Origin of the sequence: Veillonella sp. VA137, from assembly GCF_003992015.1 — a bacterium.
Taxonomy (GTDB): domain Bacteria; phylum Bacillota; class Negativicutes; order Veillonellales; family Veillonellaceae; genus F0422.
Window position 1 is genome coordinate 70,563 of the sequence record NZ_RQVK01000006.1, and the last position, 25,719, is coordinate 96,281.

General features: G+C 37.2%; 21 protein-coding genes. 17 read left to right on the top strand and 4 right to left on the bottom strand.

Annotated features, from left to right (window positions below):
* Positions 1 to 455 precede the first annotated feature (455 nt).
* The 3 genes from EO116_RS04255 (at position 456) to EO116_RS04265 (ending at position 4,767) form a co-directional block, all read left to right on the top strand.
* Positions 456 to 734, top strand: coding sequence for a hypothetical protein (locus EO116_RS04255; RefSeq protein ID WP_127160777.1), 279 nt, complete (start codon positions 456 to 458; stop codon positions 732 to 734).
* Positions 735 to 886: 152 nt separating this feature from the next.
* Positions 887 to 3,343 (top strand): N-6 DNA methylase, encoded by a 2,457-nt coding sequence (locus EO116_RS04260; RefSeq protein ID WP_206168323.1) that lies wholly within the window; start codon positions 887 to 889, stop codon positions 3,341 to 3,343.
* A complete protein-coding gene (locus tag EO116_RS04265) occupies positions 3,340 to 4,767 on the top strand; it encodes a restriction endonuclease subunit S (protein WP_127160779.1) in 1,428 nt (475 codons plus the stop codon). The genes EO116_RS04260 and EO116_RS04265 overlap by 4 nt, the downstream gene beginning before the upstream one ends.
* Here EO116_RS04265 and EO116_RS04270 read toward each other — a convergent pair.
* A complete protein-coding gene (locus tag EO116_RS04270) occupies positions 4,762 to 5,157 on the bottom strand; it encodes a hypothetical protein (protein WP_127160780.1) in 396 nt (131 codons plus the stop codon). The two genes, EO116_RS04265 and EO116_RS04270, sit on opposite strands and share 6 nt — an antisense overlap.
* A 235-nt stretch (positions 5,158 to 5,392) precedes the next feature.
* On the opposite strand from EO116_RS04270, the gene rnmV reads away from it, so the two are divergent.
* A complete protein-coding gene (rnmV, locus tag EO116_RS04275; protein WP_127160781.1) occupies positions 5,393 to 5,932 on the top strand; it encodes a ribonuclease M5 in 540 nt (179 codons plus the stop codon).
* Positions 5,933 to 5,940: 8 nt separating this feature from the next.
* Positions 5,941 to 6,801 carry a 16S rRNA (adenine(1518)-N(6)/adenine(1519)-N(6))-dimethyltransferase RsmA gene (gene rsmA, locus EO116_RS04280; RefSeq protein ID WP_127160782.1) on the top strand — a complete coding sequence of 287 codons (861 nt, stop codon included), beginning with the start codon at positions 5,941 to 5,943 and terminating at the stop codon, positions 6,799 to 6,801.
* A gap of 380 nt (positions 6,802 to 7,181) precedes the next feature.
* Here the strand turns inward: rsmA and EO116_RS04285 are convergent, their stop codons facing one another.
* Complete coding sequence (locus EO116_RS04285) at positions 7,182 to 8,426, bottom strand: sodium/glutamate symporter (protein ID WP_127160783.1); 1,245 nt, start codon at positions 8,424 to 8,426, stop codon at positions 7,182 to 7,184.
* Between the two features lie 449 nt (positions 8,427 to 8,875).
* Here EO116_RS04285 and EO116_RS04290 point away from each other — a divergent pair, with 449 nt between their 5' ends.
* Positions 8,876 to 9,712 (top strand): polysaccharide deacetylase family protein, encoded by an 837-nt coding sequence (locus tag EO116_RS04290; protein ID WP_127160784.1) that lies wholly within the window; start codon positions 8,876 to 8,878, stop codon positions 9,710 to 9,712.
* A gap of 237 nt (positions 9,713 to 9,949) precedes the next feature.
* Here EO116_RS04290 and EO116_RS04295 read toward each other — a convergent pair whose 3' ends face one another.
* Positions 9,950 to 11,539, bottom strand: a complete 1,590-nt coding sequence (locus EO116_RS04295; RefSeq protein WP_127160785.1) for a peptide chain release factor 3 — start codon at positions 11,537 to 11,539, stop codon at positions 9,950 to 9,952.
* Between the two features lie 517 nt (positions 11,540 to 12,056).
* On the opposite strand from EO116_RS04295, the gene EO116_RS04300 reads away from it, so the two are divergent.
* Positions 12,057 to 14,417, top strand: coding sequence for a DNA topoisomerase 3 (locus tag EO116_RS04300; RefSeq protein WP_127160786.1), 2,361 nt, complete (start codon positions 12,057 to 12,059; stop codon positions 14,415 to 14,417).
* Positions 14,418 to 14,649: 232 nt separating this feature from the next.
* On the opposite strand, the gene EO116_RS04305 is transcribed toward EO116_RS04300, so the two are convergent.
* Positions 14,650 to 15,948: a DEAD/DEAH box helicase gene (locus EO116_RS04305; protein WP_127160787.1), complete on the bottom strand. Its 1,299-nt coding sequence runs from the start codon at positions 15,946 to 15,948 to the stop codon at positions 14,650 to 14,652.
* Between the two features lie 455 nt (positions 15,949 to 16,403).
* On the opposite strand from EO116_RS04305, the gene EO116_RS04310 reads away from it, so the two are divergent.
* From EO116_RS04310 to EO116_RS04355, 10 genes are all read left to right on the top strand, one after another.
* Positions 16,404 to 16,634: a FeoA family protein gene (locus EO116_RS04310; protein WP_127010886.1), complete on the top strand. Its 231-nt coding sequence runs from the start codon at positions 16,404 to 16,406 to the stop codon at positions 16,632 to 16,634.
* 14 nt (positions 16,635 to 16,648) lie between these two features.
* Positions 16,649 to 19,048, top strand: a complete 2,400-nt coding sequence (gene feoB, locus EO116_RS04315; protein ID WP_127160788.1) for a ferrous iron transport protein B — start codon at positions 16,649 to 16,651, stop codon at positions 19,046 to 19,048.
* A 140-nt stretch (positions 19,049 to 19,188) separates the two neighbouring features.
* Positions 19,189 to 19,377, top strand: coding sequence for a FeoB-associated Cys-rich membrane protein (locus EO116_RS04320; protein WP_127010884.1), 189 nt, complete (start codon positions 19,189 to 19,191; stop codon positions 19,375 to 19,377).
* A 126-nt stretch (positions 19,378 to 19,503) separates the two neighbouring features.
* Positions 19,504 to 19,764, top strand: a complete 261-nt coding sequence (locus EO116_RS04325) for a DUF6110 family protein (protein WP_127010883.1) — start codon at positions 19,504 to 19,506, stop codon at positions 19,762 to 19,764.
* A 3-nt stretch (positions 19,765 to 19,767) separates the two neighbouring features.
* Complete coding sequence (locus tag EO116_RS04330; protein WP_127160789.1) at positions 19,768 to 21,897, top strand: heavy metal translocating P-type ATPase; 2,130 nt, start codon at positions 19,768 to 19,770, stop codon at positions 21,895 to 21,897.
* A gap of 428 nt (positions 21,898 to 22,325) precedes the next feature.
* Positions 22,326 to 22,721, top strand: a complete 396-nt coding sequence (locus EO116_RS04335; protein WP_127160790.1) for a hypothetical protein — start codon at positions 22,326 to 22,328, stop codon at positions 22,719 to 22,721.
* 85 nt (positions 22,722 to 22,806) lie between these two features.
* Entirely contained in the window at positions 22,807 to 23,577 is a 771-nt protein-coding gene (locus EO116_RS04340) for a hypothetical protein (RefSeq protein ID WP_127160791.1), read from the top strand.
* A 115-nt stretch (positions 23,578 to 23,692) separates the two neighbouring features.
* On the top strand, positions 23,693 to 24,397 hold the full coding sequence (locus tag EO116_RS04345; protein WP_127160792.1) for a Fic family protein: 705 nt from the start codon (positions 23,693 to 23,695) through the stop codon (positions 24,395 to 24,397).
* Positions 24,398 to 24,447: 50 nt separating this feature from the next.
* Positions 24,448 to 24,687, top strand: coding sequence for a hypothetical protein (locus tag EO116_RS04350; RefSeq protein WP_127160793.1), 240 nt, complete (start codon positions 24,448 to 24,450; stop codon positions 24,685 to 24,687).
* A complete protein-coding gene (locus EO116_RS04355; RefSeq protein ID WP_164726069.1) occupies positions 24,671 to 25,597 on the top strand; it encodes a HipA domain-containing protein in 927 nt (308 codons plus the stop codon). Before EO116_RS04350 ends, EO116_RS04355 begins: the two co-directional genes overlap by 17 nt.
* The last annotated feature ends 122 nt before the right edge of the window (positions 25,598 to 25,719 follow it).

A 25,719-nucleotide genomic window follows, 5' to 3' on the forward strand; every position in this document is an offset into this window, starting at 1 on the left:
ATAATGTTTGCTCAGGAACATGCCGTGTTCTTCTTTATATGTCGATAGTAAGCAAAAATGAACGTGACAAGTATTTACTGTCTTAGACTTATGTTGATTGCGGTCTTTTATATTTATTGAGCTTTAAAAGTAAAACGCCATAGACTACTACGCCTAATTGCGTTCGTCTCGAGGGGAGATGGATGTTATTTGGCAATTTTTGCTACGTGTGGTTCGCTGTTAGTATGTGTTATATTTGTTATATTATCCCAATTAGAGAGTGATAACTAACTGATGCCTTAAAACGGCTTTATAACAACAAGAAAACTAACCATTGATAGCTGAAAATGCCAAAAACGGCTAGTTTTTGTTGTTTTCTCGTTGAGAATTTACTTCAAAATATTTTGCGGTGTATGTATATGACATTTTATGTGGTTTTATTTTGTGATATAATAATTAAATTAGGAGGGTTACTTATGGTTGAATTTACTCTTGAACCTTTCGCAAATGATTCTTTCCGCCTGCTAAAGTCGATGAAGGAAAATCAAGTCGAAGTGAAAGGCGATTATTATATCCCCCTATCTCAACAAGAGATAGCTGACATCAACCACATGTCAAAATTAAAAACAAATAGACTATTGCGTGATTTGATTGAGGGAGATTATGTTTGCCCTTATCAAAATAAGCGTGGCAAGTATGCAATTACTGAAAAAGGTCAAAAAGTTTTACGCCTAATTCAGAAGAAAAATACTTGACGAAGGAGAGAATGATGGTACAATCATTAGACAAGAAAAGACAAGTAATTAAGGTTATTTCTTTAACCTCTTTTTATGCTACAAAAAGAAAGACAGAATTTACTACTAAGCGTGTAAGTTCTGTTTTTTGTGTTTAGAGGAAGGGAGCAATCATGGGGAAAATAACAAAAGAAGAAAAATTCCTAATCGAACAATATATAAAATCCTTTGATAAACAAATTGTGAAGGTGGATGTAGAACAAGATTCTATAATCTATGATAAAAGTTTATCAATGGATAAAAAAATTAAAATGAAAAATTGTGGTGATGAGGAATGGACGAGAGCATTTATTATCACAAAATTAGTAAATGAATTAGGCTATCCAGTCGAAAGAATAAAACTAGAAAAGCGATTCAATCTAGGAAGAGGAGCTAAAGAGGTTTATGTTGATGTCAGATTATCAGATGCTAACGGAGACGCCTTCTTGTTCTTTGAAATAAAGTCTCCAAGTCAGTATGAAATTGAAATGGAAACTGCGATTGAAAATCAGTTGATAAAAGTAGCCAGTCAAGAAATAGCTGAGGGACATAATGTAAAATACTTGGTCTATTCTAGTATCAATTTTACCAATAATTCTGTCCAAGATATTTCGATATTATTAGATTATAGTAGAAATAATTCCTATGAACTATGGAAAGAAAATCGTGAATATACAGATACTATACCTTCAAATTACGGTTTAGCAATCAAAAAACCTTATGTTCGAGGAAGTGACAAAGATTTAGAGTTAGATTATAGCGAATCTACTATCAATCAATTAAGTGTTAAGTTGCATGATGTCCTTTGGGGTGGTGGAGCAACTTCTGATAATGATATTTTTTCAGCATTGACTAATCTAATTCTAGCTAAAATACATGATGAGGACACCACTTCTGATGATGAAGCATATAAATTTCAATCTAACACTTTTATTGATTCAAATGAAGAATTTGAAAGTTTGGAAGATTTATATGATAGAATAAATGGATTGTATATTGATGCAGTTAAAGAAAGAATGTCTATTACGAATGAAGCAGATATTCCGCCAGTAGTTCAACGTGGAAAATTTTCTCTTTCAAAACTAAAACACACAGTACAAACTTTAGAAAAATATGCTTTTAGAGCTGAAAATGGTGTTATAGCAAACCAAGACTTGTTAGGAAAATTTTTTGAAGGAATTATTCAGAGTGATTATAAACAAAGTAAAGGTCAATTTTTTACCCCTCAAAACATTGTAAAGTTTATGTTCTATGCAGTAAAAGCTGATGAACAAGCAATCGAACTCATCAATAATGGGACACCTAGTTTACCATATTTTATAGACCCATCTGCTGGAAGTGGTACATTTATGGTTGAATTTATGAGGTTATTAACACACGAGATTTCAAAAACTACTAAATTAAAACGAAATCCTCAAATTACTCAAAAAAGAAATCAATGGTTCCCAAGTTGGGCTGAAAATACATGGGCACAGCAATATGTATATGGCATTGAATTAAATCATGATTTAGGAACTGCCGTCAAGGTAAATATGATTTTACATGGAGATGGCTCTGCAAACGTATTTTCCGGAACAGAATTAGGAGATGGGTTATCAAAATTCACAAAGTATCTTAAGTTAGATGCAGATGGTAATAAACGTGATAATAACGAACTAGAGAAAAATACACATAGTGATGTGTACTCTAAACCTGTCAACGAACATTTTGACATTATAATGAGTAACCCACCATTCTCCGTAAAATTAGATGGGGATACACAAAAAGAAGTTGCAAGTAATTTTATCTTCTCAAATAAGAGTTCAGAAAATTTGTTTATTGAAAGATACTATCAGCTATTGAAACCTAATGGGAGGTTAGCTGTTGTATTGCCTGAAAGTATCTTTGATACCGCTCAAAACAAATATATACGAGTGTTTCTGTTTAAGTATTTTAAGATAAAAGCTCTTGTATCTTTACCACAAACTACTTTTGCTTATACTCCTACCAAAACGTCAATTCTCTTTGCACAGAAAAAAACAAAGGATGAGATTAAAAATTGGAACAAAAACATCATCAAAGCGTGTTTAGAATATGATCGTTTAAGTCTCGTTGTAGGAAATCTATATAAAGTATTTTTTGAAGAAAAAGACGAGAAGAATTTAAATATCAAAGAGCTTTCTGGGGAACAACGTTCTTTGGCGGTTGCGGAATTTCTGCAAGTTGGAATAGGTTTGCAAATTGATTCTAGCGAATCTTGGGAAATCTTATTAGAAAAGTATAAATCTGAATTATTAGATACAGAGGGGAATAGAACACAAGGATTGTTAATTCCTGACAAAGATTTGGAAAAATTAACTGAAGGATATGAAGTAAATATAAACTGGGTTCTTAGATATATAGCCAACAAAACAGAATTACAAAACAATGTTTTTATGGCAGAAACTGAGCATATTGGATTCAAAGTTAAAAAACGAAAAGGTAAGGTTGTTTTGCAAAAATCCAAAAACGAACTCTACCTAGAGGATGAAAACGGAGAAATATTAACTGTTGATACAGAAAAAGCAAATATACTTAGCTTAATTAGAGAAATAGAATGGGATAAAATATGAAAATAGCCAGTTATACTTTTAAAGATTTATTTATAGAGGATAGTTTGCGAATTGATTATTCATTTATTAGTCTGTCAAACAGAAATTATCAAGAAAGCTATTCTTTTACTGATATTTTTCTAGAAGTTACTTCTAATACTGTTAAGGATATTCCAAGCGGAAAGTTTAGATACTGCCAAATTGGAGATGTAGATTCCAATGGAACAGTCAATCCCGTTTCTCTCGATTTTGAAAATGAAGATAGAGATTTTGAGAATGTTGACTATTATAAAAAAATAAGAAACAACGATATTATCAAAGTAAAAAAAGGGGATATTTTAATTTCTTCTATTCGACCAAATCTTAAAAAGATTATCTACATTGATGAGACAAAAGAGGACATTTTTTTTACAAACGCATTTATTCATCTACGTTCGGTTGACCTTAGATATAGTTTGATAAACTATTTCATATTGAGAGACTTTTTCCTGAATGATATAATTTCAGTAGCTAGAGTAGGTAAAGGTTATCCCACTATCAAATTTTCAGACTTACGATATATAAATTTTGATAAAACAACAATAGATAAAATCTATTCTAATGGAGAAGATAACTTTTCTATAATTTCTGCAAAATATCAAGAAATACAGAAGTTATTGCAAGAATCTATCACAAGATTTGACTTTTGTAACGAAATTTTTTCCAAGAAATTTTTTTGGGATTTAAGTGAATTTCAGAAAATAAAAGAGAATAGAGTTTTTTATCGAGATAGTTCTATATTTGTAAACTCGAATGACCTTAGAATGAGTTTTCATTTCAATCATCCTATTAGAAGTTATATAATTAGCACTTTACAAAATCAAAATTTTGAACTACTGAAAAATTTGACAACAGAACGAATTACTCTCGGACAATCAATAAAACCTGAAGAATATGTTTCAGATGGTATGTTTTCAAATTATTACTATGTATCAATGAACACCATAAAAACTTGGGATTTCAATGCTGATGAAGCTAAATTAGTTACCAGTGAATATTATCTATCTAATTATGAAAATAAGAGTGTAGCAATGGGAGATGTAATAATTGCACGTTCTGGTGAAGCAATCGGTAAAACATCGTTAATTCCCAAAAATGTAGAAGGTATTTATGCCGATTTTACAATTAGAGTGAGAGTTGACAAAAATAAGATTCTCCCTGAATACTTTTATTATTTTACATTAACTGATTTTTTTAGAAGTTTAATAATGACTGATTATAGCGGTCTTCAAAATAAAAATATTTACCCAAAAAATTTAGGAGATTTCCCTATACCAATGATAGTTTTAGAAGAACAAAAAGAAATAGTTAGAGACATAGAGTATTTTATGAAGAAGGAAGAACAAAAGAAAGAGAAAGCTCATGTAGTATATAGTGAAATCATAAAATTGTTATCTGCTTTATAACACATACCCACTAGACCGCATCACTTCCAAATCTTCTTCATCTATGAGTTGATTTCGGTCTTTTGCGAGTTGTTGGTAGAGTATATCTTGAATATTATCCTGCTTCAAGATAACTGATACCAACGACCAATGAGCTAGTTTCTTGTAACGAGGAATCCGACATTCCTTAGCGATAGCGTATAGGCGTGTTTTTGGCAAGTCTAAGCGGTACTCACGCTTATTGAATGATAATACTCCATCTTCCTCGTTAAACTTGAAATAGGGGTTATCAATGGCATTTCTAGCCTTTTCCGTTTCTTCTTTCAATATTTCCATATAGCGAGAACTTGGTTTTGGTAATGATAATTCTTTTTGCCTTACTTCGGTTGAAGTAAGGTTTTTCTTAGCCATAAAACACCTCTTTAACAACATATGGTTTAATTATTTACACTATAATTACAACATAAAACAATCTGGATTCACAGTAAGAAACAGCCTTGAAATAGAGGTATTGAGTTTAGAAATGTTGTTATAATGGCGATTTGAACTGTCACACCATTATTGGATAATATAATATATTTGTTAGAGCATGCTATAGGTTTCGATATATGGTATAATAATAAAATACTATGTTGTGGAGGAGCTTATGTTAAAACAGGTCTTGGTGGTTGAGGGAAAATCAGATATTCAACGGGTGCAACAAGCCTTAGAGGTGGAGTGTATTGCTACGGAAGGGTTTAATTTGCGTAAGCCTGTGCTCAGTCGGATTAAGGATGCCTATGAAAAGAGGGGGATTATTATTCTGACAGATCCAGATTATGCAGGTGAGCGGATTCGACGTTTTTTGACGAAGCGATTCCCGTTGGCACAGCATGCGTTTGTGCCACGAGAGGAAGCTTATGCCAATGATGATATTGGGATTGAGCAAGCAAGTCCTGAATCCATCCGTAAGGCCTTAGAAGTGCTCCACATAGAATCTATGGAATCTTCAGAGTTGTTTACGATGCAAGATTTAGTACAACATGATTTAAGTGGAGGTCCTAGCAGTGCTGCTATGAGGGCGCGCGTTGGTGCTAAGCTAGGAATAGGCTATGGGAATGGGAAACAGTTTTTGTATCGTTTAAATCATTACGGTATTAGCCGTGAAGCTTTTTTTGAGGCACTTTCAGAAAAAGAAATACAGTAGGAGAATACATGATAGAATCAATCATTGCAAGTCCAGAGGTTGTACATTATATATGTAAACGATTTGGCATTCAAATGAGTAAAAAATTAGGGCAAAATTTTTTGATTAAGCGTACTGTGGTGGATAAGATTGTACAGGCTGCGGAGTTAGAAGCAGGCGATGCAGTGTTAGAGGTAGGTCCTGGGATTGGTACTTTAACGCAAGGTTTGGCACAGAGTGGGGCTAAGGTTACCTCTGTAGAACTAGATAGACGTTTGTTAGAGGTCTTAGACACGACCTTAGAGGCATACGATAATGTACGCATCATTCATGGGGATGTGCTGAAAGTTAATATCCCAGAATTAATGGACCATAAACCGTTTAAGGTAGTAGCGAACCTACCATACTATATTACAACACCTATTATTATGTCTTTGCTAGAATCTAAGTTACCTATCGAGCGTTTAGTAGTGATGGTCCAAAAAGAAGTAGCAGAGCGTATGCTTGCTAAGCCAGGTACAAAAATGTATGGCGCTTTATCAGTGGCGGTGCAATATTACACGGATCCATATATTGTCATGGATGTGCCACCTAAAGCGTTTTTACCGGCGCCTGAGGTGACTAGTGCCGTGATTTGTTGTCCATTGCGCAGTGAACCACCTGTAAAAGTCCATAGTGAAGCGTATTTCTTCCGTGCTGTGAAAGCAGGCTTTGCACAACGGCGTAAGACGTTCAGCAACACAATGAAGACCACTGGATTGAGTAAAGAAGCCATCGAAGCTATTTTGGCAAAAGCTAATATTGATGGAACACGTCGTGGAGAGACATTCACATTAGATGAATTTGCTCTCATTGGCAATGCTTGGTATGAGCTAGATCAAGAAGGATAATATATGTAAAGGTTAGATAAGCAAGGACATATTTGTCTCTAATCGATGAGGAAATAGAGTTCCTATTTTGCGCATGCGACTGACTTCAAAACTTTACAAATAAACAATAAAAAGGGCTATACCCAATAGATGGGTATAGTCCTTTTTGTGTACTAGATTATACTAAAGGCGTAAACTGTATGGTTAGCTCCATAGCACGTTGTAGCGTGTGATAGATATAACTTTTTTGTAGAGCATTGTGACAAACAGAAGTGAGTGCATCATCATCAGTGTCCGCATATACATAATAGGTGATATGACAGGTTTTGATGGAAGTATGATAAAAATGTATACATTAAAAAGACAGTCCTTGCAAGCAAAGACTGTCTTTTGAGCAATCATTAAATTAATTTTGCCATAAATGTGATTAGGAATGCGTTAGTAAAGTCGATGAGGAAGGCACCTACTAAGGATACGACTAACCACGCTTTTGGAGATGGACCGTATTTAGAAGCCAAGGACAACATGTTTACCAAAGCATTTGGCGTAGCACCTAAGCCGAAACCAATGGCACCAGCACCTAACATAACAGAATCGTAGTTGCGTTTGAATAACCAGTAGATTAAGTATGCAAAGATTGTAATTAATACCATTTGTGCTGCTAAGATTGCCATTAAAGGTAATGCTAAGTCAACTAATTGTGCTAATTTCAAGCTATTAATAGCCATTGTAACGAAGATACTTAAAGATACATTAGAAACTGCATCTAAAGCAGCACCATTAATGGAAATGTGACCAGTGAAGTCAGCATAGTTACGAATACAAGCGCCGACGATCATAGCACCAATGTAGGCAGGTAATGGACCGAATATGGAAGATAGTAGAGCACTGACTAATGTACCAAGACCTAAGGAAATACCTACGAAGGCAATGACATGCATTAGTGATTGTAAATCGAATAGTTTACTTTCAGAGTCGGATTCATTAATATCAATACCGTCAGCTTCTAATAGTTCAGGATGATCGACTGGAGTAGGGACATTGTGCATTTTGATGATGCGGTCACCTACAGGAGCACCTAATAATGTACCAGCTACCATACCGAATGTAGCGGCTGCGATAGCGGCAGAGGCAACACCCGGAACACCAGTTAATTCTTCAAAGTGAGGACCGAAGGCACCAGCTGTACCAAGGCCACCCATCATGGAAACGGAACCAGCCATAATACCAAAGATTGGTTCAATGCCCATAGCTTTGGCAATCATGATGCCAGCGCCATTTTGGAAGACGATCCAGATGGTACATATAATCCAGAAGAAGATAATAGCAACGCCACCTTTTTTAAGAACATTTAAACTAGCCATAAGACCGATAGTGGTGAAGAAGGCTAACATTAAGAATGATTGCAAGGCACTATCGAAGGTGATGTTTACGATTTTATAATAGGATAAAAAGGCACATAAGAATGCAAATGGTAAACCACCTACGGCTGGTGCAGGCATGCTCACACGTTGTAAGAAAGGAGAATGTTTTTTGATAAACTCCCCTAAATATAATGTAACAATAGCTAATGCTACCGTTTGAATCATAGACAGTTTTAATGTCCAGATTCCATTGACTAGACTCAAGTCGATAAGACCTTTCATAGTACAACCCCCTTTGGAACAAGATGCATATTAGATAAAACTTATGTCATTATCATAGCATGAAATAGGGGGCTTCGTCATAGTGATTTTTTGCACTATAGTGCTATATATGAGCTATTTTCATCAATGATAGTTAAAGTAAATTTACTATGAATTGTAAACAATTGCAGGTGTTATTCTATAGAATGTAGAAATATACACGTATGAAAGGTTGTACTTGATAATGCATGATGTATACATTATATAACTATAATAACTTTATATCATAATATAAATGCAAAAATGATATAACTGGAAAAGTGAAATGCGTGTAATTTTCCTTGTAGAAGGGATAAATTTATGAAAAACAACTGATTAATTTAGTGAACTGTGGTACTATAATATAGGTAGATTTATATTGTTTTGTAATTGTATATCATTAGGTAAAGTTACTTACATGTGAGGTTAATGTGAAACGAATTATTATAGGAATAGTGGGGCTTATTGTAGCTGTAGGTGTATATTTGGGAATACAATACCAACGTTCTTGGGATTATAAGGCAGTAGGTGTTCCCGTTTTAAATTATCATCGTATTGATACAGGTATTCGACATTCTTTAGTGGTACCACCAGAAGAGTTCAAGAAGCAAATGCAATATCTTCATGATGAAGGATACCATACCATTACGTTGGATGAGTTATACGAGTACGTAACAAAAGGAACTGATTTGCCAGACAAACCAGTACTAATTACTTTTGATGATGGATATATTGATAACTATCAACATGCTATGCCAATTCTAAAAGAATACAATATGAAAGCTACCTTGTTTATGATTACTAGTTCCATTGGAGAAAATCGATTTGTCAATGTAGAACAATTGAAAGAAATGCAGGCGAATGGCATCGATATTCAAAGTCATACAGTGAATCATAAAGATTTGCGCAATATGTCCTTAGATCAAGCACGGGATGAACTCATTAGCTCGAAAGCAGTTTTAGAAGATCGCATGAAACATCCTGTTCGGTACATTGCATATCCAGGTGGATTTGCTAACAAAGATGTAGATAAAATTTCTGAAGAAAGTGGCTATCGAATGGCCTTTACCGTGCAAGCGGGGAATGTAGAGCCAGGTCAAGATCTATTTAACTTGCCACGACAAGCGGTGTTCTTTAACGATACACCATTCGAAAACTTCTGGGTTCGATTACATTATCCATGGGAAAATGCTTTTATGTGGCGTATCCATGATAAATTGTTAGAATGGAATTTGAAAGGATTAGCAGATTTGGAACCGTTGTTTTAGTCTATTATAGGGTATCTTTGACATACTAGAAGAGATGATAATACAGAGGTCATGTGCCGCTTTTGGTGTGTAAAATAAAAAAAGAGGGAAGTTGATACTTTTTGATCAACTTTCCTCTTTTTTATTTGAAGCTATTTTGTTCAGCCTCTATTTTATTTAGAAATGATATATACTATCTTTTATTGTGCTACAAGTAGCATGAACCTTAGTGATTTGTATATCTAAGTGTAGAATATGTTATGCCTCTAACTTAGGAGAATGCAAGAATGTTACATCAGGATTACGTTCTACGACCCAACCCATTTGCCATTCATTGGAGATTAGAACGACAAGACGACCACGATTATCTTTTACGATCATAGCATTGTCCATACCTTTTAAGCTGTTTACATCTACTTCACCATCGATCCAACGGGCTACGCCATATGGTAAGGAGTTGTTCACAAGATCAACGCCGTATTCGTGTTTCAAGCGATATTGTAATACTTCAAATTGAAGCATACCTACAGCACCTACCACGAAGGAATCCATAGAGTAGAGCGGTTCAAAGATTTGTACAGCCCCTTCTTGCGCTAATTGAGTCATACCTTTTAAGAATTGTTTCCGTTTCATGGAATCTTTTGGTGTCACACGAGCGAAGAACTCTGGTGGGAATACAGGGAAGTCGCTGAATGTCACTTTATGATTGGATGCACATAAGCTATCGCCTACTCCCATAGTGCCTGCATCAAAGACACCAATGATGTCTCCTGGGTAAGCTTCATCAATGATGGTACGCTCTGTAGCCAAGAATTGCTGCGGTTGAGATAAGCGTAATGTTTTACCAGATTGTTGGTGAAGTACGTTCATGCCTTTTTCAAACTTACCAGAACAAATGCGCATGAATACAATGCGGTCATGATGGTTCGGATTCATGTTGGCTTGGATTTTAAATACGAACGCAGAGAAATCTTCCGACGTAGGTTCTACTGTTTCTTCACGGGCCACACGTGGGGCTGGCATAGGAGCTAGCTCCAAGAATTTTTCAAGGAATGGTTTTACGCCGAAGTTTGTCATAGCAGAACCGAAGAACATAGGTGTTAATTCACCAGCTTTTACTTTGTCTAAATCAAAAGCATCACCAGCTACGTCGAGAAGTTCAATGTCATCGATTAAGGATTGATGCACCTCTTCTCCTAATAGCTCACGGAATGCAGGGTCGTGCACATCACCTTTGGTGGAAGCCAATTTCTTTTGACCATGGGATTCGTCTTTTTCAAATAATTCTACAGTATTCGTTTCCCGGTCATATACGCCTTGGTATTCACCGTTAATGCCCACAGGCCAGTTCATAGGAACTGCACGAATACCGAGAGAGTTTTCGATTTCTTCCATCAAATCGAATGGATTGCGGCCGAAATGGTCAATTTTATTGACGAAGGTAAAAATAGGAATGCCACGTTCTTTACAAACGGCGAATAGTTTTTTCGTCTGCGCTTCCACACCTTTTGCCACGTCGATCAACATGACAGCACTATCTGCTGCCATTAAGGTGCGGTAGGTATCTTCAGAGAAGTCTTGGTGACCAGGCGTATCTAGGATGTTCACACGATGACCATCGTAATCGAATTGCAATACAGAACTCGTTACAGAGATACCACGTTGCTTTTCAATTTCCATCCAGTCAGATACGGCATATTTTTGTGTTTTTCTAGACTTAACAGATCCTGCCAAATGGATAGCACCACCGTATAGCAATAGTTTTTCCGTCAATGTTGTTTTACCCGCATCTGGGTGAGAAATGATGGCGAACGTTCGGCGCCGGGTTACTTCTTCTAAAAATGTCATAATTCACCTCTATTAATACATATGTATGGTATATACTTTCATATCCTTAAAATTATATACTATTTGAGCCCTTCCTGTATAGGATGTGATACTGAAAGTTGAAAAAGGCGGATATGGTTACGAATAAGATATGCCATAGGTTTGTGAAATTTCGTGCAAAAGTAATACTGATAGGAAATTTTAGAGGATTATGAAAGATAACTAAAGAAGTATCTTTGTAGAAGGTATGGTATATTGAAAAGGTAAAAGGGTGTTCGTAGCATATCTAGCGCGGTCTTACTGAGATAGTTGTTGTATATTGAAAAGTAAATTTAATTATCATACCTATGTAAAATCAGTTGAAAATGTACAGAAATAGATTGTTTTACAGAACAATGAAAAGTAGGTGCCTGTTTAATTTTTGTGTGCAATCGTAGTATAATAAAAACCAGTGTAAAGGATAGCTATAATAAAAGTTGAAAGTAATTATATAGTAATTATATAGTAATACATAGTAGTAGTTAGGAAGAGGGAGCATATGCGTTTATTTATTGCGGAAAAGCCTAGTGTAGGGCGAGAATTAAGCCAAGTGTTACCGAACCCACAGAGTGCTAAGCGACATGATGGGTATATCGTACAAGGTGATGATGTGATTACTTGGGCCTTTGGTCATATGCTAGAACAAGTAGAACCAGGTGATTATGATGAAAAATATAAATTTTGGAGATTTGAATCTTTGCCAATTTTGCCCACCTCTTGGAAATTAAAAATTAAATCATCGAGTGCTAAGCAGTTTAAGGTTATTAGTGATTTAATCAAAAAAGCAACGACCATTGTGAATGCAGGTGACCCAGATAGGGAAGGGCAATTGTTGATAGACGAAATGCTCGATTATTTGGGTAACACTAAGCCAGTAGAGCGTATTCTACTGAATGCGTTAGATGAAAAATCTATGCATTATGCCTTAGATCATATGCAGGATAACAAGAAATATCAACCTTTAAAAGATTCTGCCTTAGCGCGATCCCGTGCGGATTGGTTGATGGGGATGAATTTATCTCGGGCCTATACGTTAGAGCAACAGCATTTGGGAAACAAAGTGACCTTTCCGATTGGTCGTGTGAAAACGCCAACCTTGGCATTGGTGGTGCGTAGGGAACGTGAGCTACAAAACTTTGTGCCTGTAGAATATTACGTGTTGCAAGTACAATATGGTCATGAAAAGGGAGTCTTTTGGGCCACTTGGAAGCCGAAAGATACGCAACAAGGATTGGACCCTGATGGGCATATGCTAGATCAGACGATTCTTAATGACTTGCGTGACCATTTGATGCAATCACCAGAAGGTACAGTTTCTTTAGTGGAAAAGAAAAAGAAAAAGGAAGGACAACGGCTGCCTTTTTCCTTATCATCACTACAAATTGTAGCGGGTAAGCTATATAACTATACGCCACAGGAAGTATTGGATATCGCACAGAAACTATATGAGAAGAAATATACATCGTATCCCCGTTCAGATTGTGAATATTTACCGGTGAACCAACTTTCAGATGGGAAAGCAATCCTGTCGAACCTGGTCAATATGGGTCATAAGGAATTAGCTGCATGGGCAAAGGATAGTAATCCAACCATCAAAAGTCGGGCCTGGAATGACAGTAAGGTTACAGCCCATCATGCCATTATTCCAACTACTGTACGGTGCCCATTACATACCTTATCAAAAGGGGAGCAAAATATTTATTTTCTTATCGCTCAAGCCTATATTGCACAATTTTATCCAGAGCATGTGTATGAGCATACTCGCATCGAAGTGACGCACCAAGAGGAACTGTTTACCACAACGGGACGTGTCGTTATCGATTTGGGCTGGAAAGCATTATATAAAAAGGTCAAATCCACGGAAGAATCAGAAGAAAATCAAGAGGATGAAGAAAAGTCCTTGCCGCCTGTACGTAAAGGGGATGCTGTAACGGCGAAGGATAGCAAGGTGGATCAACGGAAAACAAAGCCGCCAAGCCGTTTTACTTCTGCAACCCTGGTGCAGGCAATGAAGGAAATTCACAAATATGTAAAAGATGAAGAGTTAAAAAAACAATTAAAAGATGTGTCGGGTATCGGCACAGAGGCGACACGGGCTACGATTATTGAAGATTTAATCCATAATAAAAAGAATCCGTTCCTCAAAGAAGAGGGAAAAAAGAAAACTTTAATTCCTACAGAGTCTGCCTATACCTTGGTAGATGCACTGCCAGATTCTTTGCTGTACCCTGATGCGACGGCACAGTGGGAAGAACGTTTGGCAAAGATGAGTGAAGGAAATGAAGCAATTGATGTATTTTTAGAGGATCAAACAAAATTCGTTGTACAACTGATTGAGGATGTTAAACAGCGGGTGGGGAATACACCTAAGGTGGCCATGCCAGAGTCAGGTGGAAAAGAAAGCGCTGCCAAACGAACCCCTTCTACTGCAGAACCAACGGGGCGTGCTTGTCCTAACTGCAAAACAGGGGAATTACTCTTACGGAAAGGAAAGTTTGGGGAATTTTATGGTTGCTCTGGATTTCCAAATTGTAAATATACGGAAAATGTGTCATCACCTATGGAAACCATGTCAGGAGCTAGGAAATCAAGAGTTACCAAGGGAGACTCGTCACCAATGGGTAACGTGGGGATGCCACAAAGACCTAGAGAAGAGGCAATGCCTCCTATACCATTGTCAGACGGAAAGGTCTTAGATGATACCCATAAAGAATATACATGCCCACGATGTAAACGGGGCTACCTAATACAATATGAATCACAACCTGAACCAGTTTGGAAATGTAGCGAAGGGCAAGCTTGCCGCACAAGTTGTGCCGATGTAGCGGGAAAACCAGCTATCTATGCGAATCGGAAGTAACTACATGTATTCGGCATAGTGGGTATATCAATATAAGGGACGCCTTTTTGCTGAGTAGAATATAAAAAATAGAGGAAAGTTGATGCTTTTGGTTCAACTTTCCTCTATTTTATATGTGGGCTATTTTGTTACCGTCCCTTGTATTGGGGCTGTTTGGTTATAGCCTTTTTTGTAATATACTGTTAAGCAACGGACACCTCTCTTAGAAGAACCGTCTGCCGGTACTAGAAACTTATCGTTTACCTCGACCACGATTGCTAGAGCCACTAGATTTTGTACGGCGTACCCGTGTGTTGGCCCCTTTATGACCACGAGCTTTGTGAGCTTTTGCTTTCGTCGCTTGGTAGGTACTTTTAATTTTAGGTTTCTTGCTAGCAGTTTCCTTCTTAGGCGCTAAGCTAGAACCTTTTGTTTTCACCTGTCCATCCTTGGTGTATTTTGTCAAAGTAGCTTGGATGGATCGTTCGATGCGGCGTACCCAAATTTCTTCAGCTGGCGTAGCAAAGGTTACGGCAATACCAGTGGAGCCAGCACGACCAGTACGGCCGATGCGATGGATGTAATAATCCATGTCGTGCGGTACATCAAAGTTGTATACGTGGCTAACGCCTTCAATATCGATACCACGAGCGGCAATGTCGGTAGCTACTAAAATAGGGGGATTGCCTTTAGCAAATTCTTTCAAGACTTGCGTACGACGGCCCTGTGTCATATCTCCATGAATTTCACCAAGCTCTACACCTTTGCGAGCTAAATCGTAGGAGAGTTTAATGGCTCCCTCTTTGGTGTTACAGAATACGATAGCTAGATATGGATTGTCTGCCTCCAGCATCGCCACAAGACGGTTTACTTTGTCTTGCTCTTCCATCATGTATACTTTTTGTTCAATCGTATCGAGGGTAATATTTTCCCCTTGGACAGTGACGGACGTCGGTTTTTGCATATAGGCTTTTGCTAAGTTGCGGATTTTATCAGGTATCGTAGCAGAGAACATCAACAATTGACGTTTGCCATCAGTGCCACTGATGAGCTTTTCAATGTCTGGCAAGAACCCCATGTGAAGCATTTGGTCCGCTTCGTCCAACACAACACGGCGGATGGAGTTCAAGTGTAACGTACCACGGTTGACGTGATCCAGCAAACGACCAGGTGTACCAATGATGACATGAGGACGGCGTCCTAGCTTTTGCAATTGGCCTTCGATCGTTCTGCCTCCAATCAGGGGTAATACGTCTACTCCTAAGATAGCACCTAAGTGACGAGCCTCCTCTGCAATTTGTTGGATGAGTTCACGCGTAGGGGCGATAATGAGGGCTTGCTCCTGTTGTACATCTACGTGGATGCGTTGCAATAATGGTAACAAGAATGCCAAGGTTTTACCTGTTCCAGTCTGTGCTTTGGCGATTACATCTTGTCCTTTGAAGATGAGGGGAATCGATTTTTCTTGGATCGGCGTTGGTTCTTTCACGCCCACCTTTTGTAATGCTTGTATCAGTTCAGGCACGATGCCTAAGGATTGAAATGATTTCATAATGTATCTCCGTTTCTAAATGACTTAATAGTATTATTATATCATATTTCTAGCTAGGTGGACCTGTTAAAGTTCTTTCACATAGTGATGTAATGCCATGGAATAGATGGTTTAGTTGTGAAGGAAAGGGTATTAGCTCCAAATAGGTATTCTTTATAAGTATTTATAGAATCATTTTTAGTTATAGATAATGAGAAATATATACCTTACATATCATTATTAATTAAAAAGAAAAAATTGAGAATAATAAAAAGGCATGATTAATATACTCTTGATAAATAGATTGTTTGCACAAAATACACTTGATAAAAATAGATTTATAATTTCACAAAACGATAAAAATAAAACGAGATTCATTATTGATAATATTTTATAATGTGCTATAATATAAGTATTACTCATATAATTATATATGATAGGTTTGGTTGTTATGTTTTGTATGTAGGAGGTGTACTATGGTTAAGAAATTATCCGAGATGAAGCCCGGTGAAGTTGGTACTGTTGTAGCTATCAATGGATTTGGCAACATTAAGCATCGCTTGGTGGACATGGGTGTTGTACCAGGAACGGCTGTGCGCGTTATGAAGTATGCGCCATTAGCAGACCCAGTGGAAATCAAAGTGAAAAACTTCGAATTATCACTACGCGTAAGTGAAGCACAAATGATCGAAATTGAAGTCCAATAAGGAGAATTGCTAAGATGGCAGACAACACACATACCAAGATTCAGGTTGCTTTAGCGGGTAACCCTAACTGTGGTAAAACAAGTATTTTTAACAATATGACGGGATCCCGTCAACACGTAGGTAACTACGCAGGTGTTACAGTAGAGAAAAAAGTTGGGGAAACGAAAATTGATGGTCATGACATTGAAATCATCGACTTACCAGGTACGTACTCCTTAACAGCACGTTCTCTCGATGAATTGGCAGCACGTAACGTTATCATCAATGAAAATCCAGAATTGATTGCCAATGTAGTGGATGCGTCCAATCTAGAACGTAACCTGTACTTAACAGCACAATTAATTGAACTAGAACAACCATTGCTACTTGTTTTGAACATGGTAGACGTGGCAAAAGAAATGGGTTTACAGTTCAATAATAAAAAATTAGAAGAATTAACAGGTTCCACAGTAGTAGAAACTATCGGCCGTGTTAATAAAGGTACAGAAGATGCACTACGTGGCATTGTGAAAGTATCTAAAGAACGCAAAATCCCTAATGTTCGCGTTAACTATGGCGAAGTATTAGAGCCAGCTATCGCAGAATTAGAAGCAGAAGTAGCAAAACTTGACACTGGTCGTTATCCACATCGTTGGGTAGCTATCAAATTGTTAGAACAAGATACAGATATCTTAGAAAAAGTACAAGAATTAGACAAATCTGGTGTGGTGCTTAGCAAAGCAGAAGCATTGCGCACAGAATTGAACAAATCTGTTGATATGGATATCGTGTTCCAAGAATACCGTCACCGTTTTGCAGTAGAGGTATTCAACGGCGTGCTAGAAGTAGTGCCTGAACATAAAGATACCAAATCCGACAACATCGATAAAATCTTAACGAATCGTTGGTTAGGGATTCCTATCTTCTTATGCATCATGTGGGTTATGTTCTACTTAGTTATCAACATAGCTGAATATCCTAAAGGATGGTTGGAAAGTGCTTTCAAATTATTAACAGATTTCATCGGAGCTAATCTTGAAGATGGATTGTTAAAATCTTTATTGAATGACGGTATCATCGGTGGTGTAGGGGCTGTTATTAGCTTTATCCCACACATCGTTCTATTATTCGTATCTATTTCTTTCTTAGAAGATACTGGTTACATGGCTCGTGCGGCTTTCGTTATCGACCGCGTGATGCGTGGTGTAGGTTTACATGGGAAATCTTTCATCCCTATGTTATTGGGCTTTGGTTGTAACGTACCATCCATCATGGGTGCTCGTATCCTTGATAACCCAAGAGACCGTATGATTACGATCTTAGTATCTCCATTTATGAGTTGTAGTGCTCGTTTACCAGTATATACATTATTAGCATCAGCATTCTTCCCACCAGAAGATGCACCAACGATCTTGTTAGGTATCTATACATTGGGTATCGTCGTAGCTGTTGTAACTGCAAAAGTACTTCGTACGTATGTATTTAAAGGTGAAGCAGAACCATTCGTAATGGAAATGCCTCCATACCATATGCCAACACTTCGTTCTGTAGGCATTCATATGTGGGAACGTTCTGTAATGTACCTTAAAAAAGCGGGTACATTTATCTTGGCAGCATCCATCTTGATTTGGTTCTTAACATCCTTCCCACAAGATGTAGAATACTCTCAAGATTATGATGCAGCAAAAGCAGAAGTAACTGCTATGCATGAGCAAACAGCTGCCACAATTCTAGATGAAGCGCAATTAGCAAATGATGAAGACAAAGATAAAGTCGCTGCTATTTATGATCGAATGCTTGCTTTAGACGAAGAGCATAAAGATGACCCTCCAGCTGAAGAGGAAGAAGTTACTGTAGAAGAAGTAACTCAAGATGGTGCAGAAACAATTGAAGAAGAAACTGTAGAAGAACCTGCATACTTCGAAGAATTAAAAGCTGACGAATTATATCCAGTGGCTTGGACTTTATATGTAAACCATAAAGTTGAAGAAGGTGAAATCAAAGAATTAGATCTTCAACAAGGTAAAGAAAAAATTGAACAATCCTATGCAGCTGAATTAGGACGTTTTATTCAACCTATAATGGAACCACTTGGATTTAACTGGCGTGTGAACATTGCCGTAATAGCCGCAGTAGCAGCGAAAGAAGTAATGGTAAGTACATTAGGTACTATTTACGCAATCGAAGCAAGTGATGCAGATTCTAAATCCTTGGAAGAATTCTTGTCTACTGATCCAGACTTCACACCAGCTATCGGTTTAGGCTTGATGGTATTCGCCTTGCTATATTTACCATGCTTGGCGACTATGGCGGTATTAAAACGTGAAACTGACTCCTGGAAATGGTTTGGTGCTGTGTTTGCATACACTAGTATCTTAGCTTGGGTGGGTGCGTACATTGCAGTTCATCTTGGACGTGCTTTAGGTTTGGGCTAATCAATATTGATAGTAAACAAACAATATAATTGAGATTGAGAAAAACTTTATTTCAAAATTCATTGATATTATGCGGTTTGTTGCATTCGCAAAATAATTTTCAAAAAGTACTTGAAAATGAGAAGGAGATAGTGTATACTATGGATAGTGTTATTGTATACGCAATTGGTTTACTAGCTGTTCTCTATGTTGCATACCGAGTATATAAAAGCGCAACAAGCGCAGGCGGTTGTGGCGGCGGATGTGGTGGAGGATGTGGTTCCTCTTCTGAATCCGAATCAGGATGCGGCTGTGGCTGTGGTGGTCACGAAGAACAAGATCAAAAGTAACTAATTCGATACCATAAGTATGGTAAGAGGGACTCCGATAACACGGGCCCCTCTTATCTTTATAATTATTAATTTTAATATATTTTCATGTATTAATGTGACAGAGTTCACAGAAAGGAACTAACAATGTTCAACGTAAAAAAAGAAACTTTAAGAGATGCTAATGTATTCGCAGCTGGTTTGGCTTTAGGCACAGTAGGTGTAAAAGTATTAACTTCCAAAGATGCTCGCAAAGTATACGCTAATGTAGTAGCAGCAGGTCTTCGTGCAAAAGACAGCATCTTAAAAACTACTGAAAAATTACAAGCTTCCACAGACAGCATCTTAGCTGAAGCACAAGAAATCAACGAAACTCGTGACGAAGAAGTGTTAACAGAAGGAAAATAATCCATGATGCAATTTAAAATGTTGCAACGCTTGTCCCGTCGTCTTCATGTACGTATTGAGGGACGTAAGTTTAATGACGCACAGGCTCAATATATCGAAGATACATTGATGGCCTGTGAAGCCATTAACAAAGCGAACTTCTATACGCGTTCTGGTGATATCATCATCAAACATAATGGTGATGAAAGTGCAGTGAAAACTGCTTTATTCGGATTGCAAGATTTGGATTTAGCCAATGCACCAGCATTGCATGAACTTTCACCTCGCCTTGTCAACAAGCGTTACAAAGAAGAAATGATCGATAAAACATTGCTTTATATCGGTAAAAAAATTGTGTTACCAGCACCTATTGCAGCAGCATGGTCTTGGTTCGATGGTATCAAGTTCATTGGTACAGCGATCAAAACATTGTGGAAACGCAAATTGACCGTAGAAGTATTAGATGGCGTAGCTATTGGTGCCGCATTATTGCAAAAAGATTACTCTACAGCTGGCGCTGTGATGTACTTATTAGGCATCGGCGAAATCTTGGAAGAGTGGACATTACGTAAATCCGTGCTTAACCTTGCTGAAAGCATGTCCTTGAACGTAGACAAAGTTTGGGTTCTTGTAGACGGCGTAGAAGTAAGCAAACCAATTGGTGAAGTACAAGTTGGCGATATCGTAGTGGTTCGTCAAGGTGAAGTGGTACCATTGGATGGCCAAGTTGTAGACGGTGTTGTACTTGTAAACGAAAGTTCTATGACAGGGGAACCTGAACCGGTTCGTCGTGATGCAGGTACATCTGTGTATGCAGGTACTGTGGTAGAAGAAGGTCAATGCTCCTTTGAAGTACGCACTACATGTAAACACACTCGTTTCGAGCAAATCGTAAACTTGATCGAAGAATCTGAACAAATGAAATCTGGTATGGAACAAAAAGCATACCGCATGGCAGATAAATTAGTACCGGTGAGTTTCTTAGGTGCGTTTGCTACTTTTGCTTTAACTCGCAATTTGATGAAAGCCTTATCTTTCGTTATGGTAGATTTCTCCTGCGCATTGAAATTATCCATTCCATTGGCAGTATTATCCGCTATGCAAGAAGCATCTAACCGTGGTATCACTGTAAAAGGTGGTAAATTCTTGGAACGCATTGCAGAAGCAGATATGATTGTTTTCGATAAAACAGGTACTTTAACAAAAGCAGAACCTGTATTCCAAGAAATCATTCCTTTCAATGGTAATGATGCAGATGAAATGTTAACTTTAGCAGCTTGCTTGGAAGAGCATTTCCCTCATTCCATGGCGAAGGCAGTAGTGACAGCGGCGCAAGATCATCATTTACCACATAAAGAAATGCACTCCAAAGTAGAATATGTTGTGGCACATGGCATTGCATCCAAAGTGGGTAACCGCAAGGTGCGTATCGGTAGCCATCACTTCATTTTTGAAGATGAAAAAACAACAATTCCAGCTGGAGAAGAAGCTAAATTTGAAAGCCTTCCAGAAGGTTGTTCCTATCTATACTTAGCGATTTCTAACGTCCTATCTGCGGTTATTTGTATTAAAGACCCAGTGCGTGAAGAAGCGAAAACTGTTATCCGCGAACTTCATGAGTTAGGTGTTAAGAAAATCGTTATGATGACTGGTGATAGCCGTAAAAATGCAGAACGTGTTGCAGCGGAAATTGGTATTGACGAAGTTCATGCAGAAGTTATGCCAACTGACAAAGCTGATTACGTGCGTAAAGCAAAAGAAGAAGGCTACACAGTGATGATGGTAGGGGACGGTATCAACGATTCCTTGGCGTTATCTGAAGCGCATGTAGGCATTGGTATGAATGAAGGTGCACCAATTGCACAAAAAATTGCCAATGTCACAGTGTCCAGTGATAACTTAACTGCTATTGTTGACTTACGTCGTATCTCCATGAAATTAATGGATCGTATTAAAATTAACTATAACTCCATCGTAGGCGTGAATGGTGGCCTTGTAGGGTTGGGTGTATTAGGTATAATGCCTCCAAGCTCCACTGCATGGATTCACAACTTGTTCACACTAGGTGTGGGTATGTATAGCATGACTCCATTATTGGAAAAACCTAAAACAACAAACGATGACTGCATCGAAGTAGAAGCAGTTGTAGCATAACATATTTATAAAGGCTCTCGTCTTTGACGAGAGCCTAAAATATGGTATACTATAGTTGTAACAACAAGAAGAACCCGACGTGTGTTCGGCGTTAGGTTCATCTTAAAATCTTCGCGTATGATGACCCTAACGTGTGCAGCGCTAGGGTCGTTATATTACTATCTACTAATTATTTTAGTAACTGTAATACGGCAACTACTAAGGTAAGAAAAGCAATGATTAATTGGAACTTTTCATAATTACGCATAGTATCACCACCTTTCGGTGATGAACCTAACTCACATCGAGTTCTTATAATCAGTATATCATAATTAGCATCCGTAAGGGTGCTTTTTTGTTTATAAAATTGAAACCGCATATGTATTTATAAGATGGCGGATGTTTGTTATACTATAGGAAGAGATAATTTGTTGTAGAAAGGAAATTATATGTCAACCATACAAGATGTAGTGCAACGCACGATGTATATGAGTATATTTTTTATATTAATTCCTCTAGGGGCCTATACGATTCATACGGGGATGAGCGCCATGGTGGCAGGGGTGAGCTATGGAGTATTATCCCTGTTTATTCCTGTCTTTTACTTACGCTCTAGTGAAAGTGGATTTGGTCCTAAGGCTCGCAGAATACCGATTTGTGTGTACGTAATAGCTTGGGCACTTGTACAAGGTGGTACATTCCTAGTGTTCAACAATTTGGATTTATCTTGGTTGTGGAACTTATCGACTATCGGTCGTGATGTGGTATTTGCCATCATCATGTATTGCCAAGTAACCTTGTCATTAGTGTTGGCATTAGCAGGTGGAAAGAATACAGAGGTGTAATATGAGAAGTTATATAAAATTTTATAGTTGGTCCATGCTCTGGATTATTCCACTCAGTTTGGTGTTTAGCATAGGGCTGTTTGACATGTTTAGTATCATCATGTTCATCATCGCCTCCTTGGGGATTCCTTTGGGGCTGAAAGCGGTGCCAAGACTGGCGGGGCAATTTGACTTTCACTTAGGGAAAGGCCATTATACATACGCTTGGTTGTGGTGGAATCTCTTCTTTTTCTTTGGTAATGGTGTGTTGCCCTTTACCTTGCCAAATGAACCAATCTACATCATGCTAGTTTGGATATTGACTATGTTAGTTGCAGTGGCACTCATGATCGGTACAGCGAAACTATTAGATTGCTGGATAGCGCGCAAGGAACGTCATTACTTTATCGATACAGTGTTGAATATTTCTACCTATGCGTTGCCTTTGCCGATGCTATTTTTAGGGGATGTGATGTACCTCAATCTAGAGGATCCTATCATTCAAGCATCGCTAGATGCACAGGGCTTTGCAGGACTCATTGCTAGCCTATACATCGGTGTCGTGCTCATGATGCTTACCACTATCGGTAGCATGGTGTTATATTTATATCCACGCCGTACGGCGTTGTGGCCTCGTGTAACTGCCATCGTAGTCATGGCAGTGTGGTGGGTGGCAACCAATGCCCATATCCTATTTGGTGGATACATTCCAGACTTTGTGAAAGTTTGGGCAGGAAAAGCATTGCCAGCTTTCACAGGTAGCCCATTAGTATATATTACACCGTCCATATTTGAAATCTGTGCTATTGCTTTAAGTGTGGCTATTGGATTGGGAATTGAAAAATTGTGGATGTCTAAAACAGATGCAACCATCTAGTGTAAGAGCTGTAAACATGCTAATACAATAGAGGGAAGCGTAATATGAGTGTAGGAACTTCTAATACTACAGAGGAGTACGTAATACGGGTGTATAAACTGCGTTGATTAAGGAGATGATTAGCTTGAAACTTTCATGTAGTTATGCGGATGATATGCTAGTTAGAATGGCTCACCATAGTACCGCTATTGAAGGGAATACACTGACACAATATGAAGCTAAATGTATTTTATTAGATGGTATCATTCCTAGAGCGATGCATGAACGTGAATTTTATGAAGTTAAAAATTACAAGAAATATATGGGATTTTTAGCAGATAATTATCCCAAGGAAATTACCATTGAACTAATAAAAGATACTCATAGTTATTTATTACAAGATATTAGAGAAGATGCAGGAGCACTTAAAACGATTGATAATATAATCGTAGGGGCTGATTTTACAACTACAGAACCTTATTTAGTGCAATCAGAATTAAAAAACTGGTGTCATACTTTGGAAGATAGGCTTCATCTCTCTAATACTATGGAAGAGAAAATAAAAGTTATTATGGAGGAACATTTGCGATTTGAACGAATACATCCATTTTCTGATGGCAATGGAAGAACTGGGCGTGCCTTAATTGTTCATTCTTGTCTGCAACAAGGGATTGCTCCTATTATTATTAATAAATGTGATAGACAATTATATATGAACCTATTATCTGAGTTAGATATAAAAGGATTAACAGATATGGGAATACAATTGTCAAAAGAAGAAAATGTGAGAATGGAGATTATTAATAAGGCTGAACTGGAGTTAGAATGGAGCACTAGATGAGATGAATGAATTTATAATCATTAAACGTGCTCATAGAAAAAGAGGGTACTATGAAAACAAATTCAGAGGGTTATCGTTTCCTACAAGAAGAAATCGCTGCTTTAAATACAGCTAAAGAAACATATTTAAAGAATCGAACTATGAATAATAGAATTGAGTTTAAACTGCAAATTATGAATATCTATAGTGTCATCAATTCGGTTTGGTGCGATCGAGTTATTAGCCAAGAAGAAGCTGATGAATTAAGAAATGAATATTACTGGGGGAATCTCAATGGAGAATTTTTCTAATATAGATGGAATTGAAATAAGTTACCGTTCTTATGGTGGTGCAGGTAAAAAATACTCTGTACGAGATAATGGTGAATACTACTTATTGAAATTACCTGAAAGAGTTAGACAAAATAACGGAGATATAAGTTATGCTAACTCTTGTATTACAGAGTATATTTCATGTAAAGTCATTAAATCTCTTGGATTAGATGTTCAAGATGTATTTCTTTGCACATATAATAATGATTTAGTTGTTGCATGTAAAGATTTCTTGTCAAAGGAAGAAAGTCTAGGCTCATTCTTAGAATTACAAAATAAAGTAAACCATATTAATAGCGATAATAAAGGCATATCCTTAGACAAAACATTACAATTTATTAAAGCACAAGATGTTGTAAAACCTGATGAGATGGAACGATACTTTTGGGATATGTTTGTTGCAGATGCATTAATTGGAAATACAGATAGACATCATAATAATTGGGGTTATATATTTAATGAAGAAACTAATATAAGACGAATGTCACCAATATATGATTGTGGGGCTAGTTTATATCCAATTTTAAGTGAAGGCGAGAAAAAGAAGTTTCTTGATGATTCTAGTGAGTTTAATAGAATTTCTAAAAATAATCCTGTTTCTGTATTTAAATTTAACAATGTTAGAATGAATTATTACCATATATTAGTTGATAATAGAAAAAATAATTATGAGTGTTCAAACGATATAGCGGAAGCAATTAAGCGAATAGCACCAAAATATAACAGTGAAATCGTTCATGCAATAATTAGAGAGATTCCTTATATAAGTCATGTAGAAAAAGAATTTTACACTCAATTATTGGATAACAGAAATAGATTGATTATTCAAAAAGCATTAAAAAATGAACTAAAATACCAAAAGGACATTAATCAAAGAGATGGTAGATGAGGTAAGGGGAAATAAAGGGAAAAGCTACAAAAAAATAATTTTTAAAAATTACAATTACATACTTGCGTTTTTTAGAATTACCGTGTATACTTAAGTCATAAGTTATCTGCGGTAATTTTTTT

What these genes read in the sequence shown, in the direction of transcription:
- EO116_RS04255 (WP_127160777.1), top strand. Translation starts at nt 456, where the DNA reads ATGGTTGAATTTACTCTTGAACCTTTCGCAAATGATTCTTTCCGCCTG.
- EO116_RS04260 (WP_206168323.1), top strand. Translation starts at nt 887, where the DNA reads ATGGGGAAAATAACAAAAGAAGAAAAATTCCTAATCGAACAATATATA.
- EO116_RS04265 (WP_127160779.1), top strand. Translation starts at nt 3,340, where the DNA reads ATGAAAATAGCCAGTTATACTTTTAAAGATTTATTTATAGAGGATAGT.
- EO116_RS04270 (WP_127160780.1), bottom strand. Translation starts at nt 5,157, where the DNA reads ATGGCTAAGAAAAACCTTACTTCAACCGAAGTAAGGCAAAAAGAATTA.
- rnmV (WP_127160781.1), top strand. Translation starts at nt 5,393, where the DNA reads ATGTTAAAACAGGTCTTGGTGGTTGAGGGAAAATCAGATATTCAACGG.
- rsmA (WP_127160782.1), top strand. Translation starts at nt 5,941, where the DNA reads ATGATAGAATCAATCATTGCAAGTCCAGAGGTTGTACATTATATATGT.
- EO116_RS04285 (WP_127160783.1), bottom strand. Translation starts at nt 8,426, where the DNA reads ATGAAAGGTCTTATCGACTTGAGTCTAGTCAATGGAATCTGGACATTA.
- EO116_RS04295 (WP_127160785.1), bottom strand. Translation starts at nt 11,539, where the DNA reads ATGACATTTTTAGAAGAAGTAACCCGGCGCCGAACGTTCGCCATCATT.
- EO116_RS04300 (WP_127160786.1), top strand. Translation starts at nt 12,057, where the DNA reads ATGCGTTTATTTATTGCGGAAAAGCCTAGTGTAGGGCGAGAATTAAGC.
- EO116_RS04305 (WP_127160787.1), bottom strand. Translation starts at nt 15,948, where the DNA reads ATGAAATCATTTCAATCCTTAGGCATCGTGCCTGAACTGATACAAGCA.
- EO116_RS04310 (WP_127010886.1), top strand. Translation starts at nt 16,404, where the DNA reads ATGGTTAAGAAATTATCCGAGATGAAGCCCGGTGAAGTTGGTACTGTT.
- feoB (WP_127160788.1), top strand. Translation starts at nt 16,649, where the DNA reads ATGGCAGACAACACACATACCAAGATTCAGGTTGCTTTAGCGGGTAAC.
- EO116_RS04320 (WP_127010884.1), top strand. Translation starts at nt 19,189, where the DNA reads ATGGATAGTGTTATTGTATACGCAATTGGTTTACTAGCTGTTCTCTAT.
- EO116_RS04325 (WP_127010883.1), top strand. Translation starts at nt 19,504, where the DNA reads ATGTTCAACGTAAAAAAAGAAACTTTAAGAGATGCTAATGTATTCGCA.
- EO116_RS04330 (WP_127160789.1), top strand. Translation starts at nt 19,768, where the DNA reads ATGATGCAATTTAAAATGTTGCAACGCTTGTCCCGTCGTCTTCATGTA.
- EO116_RS04335 (WP_127160790.1), top strand. Translation starts at nt 22,326, where the DNA reads ATGTCAACCATACAAGATGTAGTGCAACGCACGATGTATATGAGTATA.
- EO116_RS04340 (WP_127160791.1), top strand. Translation starts at nt 22,807, where the DNA reads ATGTTTAGTATCATCATGTTCATCATCGCCTCCTTGGGGATTCCTTTG.
- EO116_RS04345 (WP_127160792.1), top strand. Translation starts at nt 23,693, where the DNA reads ATGATTAGCTTGAAACTTTCATGTAGTTATGCGGATGATATGCTAGTT.
- EO116_RS04350 (WP_127160793.1), top strand. Translation starts at nt 24,448, where the DNA reads ATGAAAACAAATTCAGAGGGTTATCGTTTCCTACAAGAAGAAATCGCT.
- EO116_RS04355 (WP_164726069.1), top strand. Translation starts at nt 24,671, where the DNA reads ATGGAGAATTTTTCTAATATAGATGGAATTGAAATAAGTTACCGTTCT.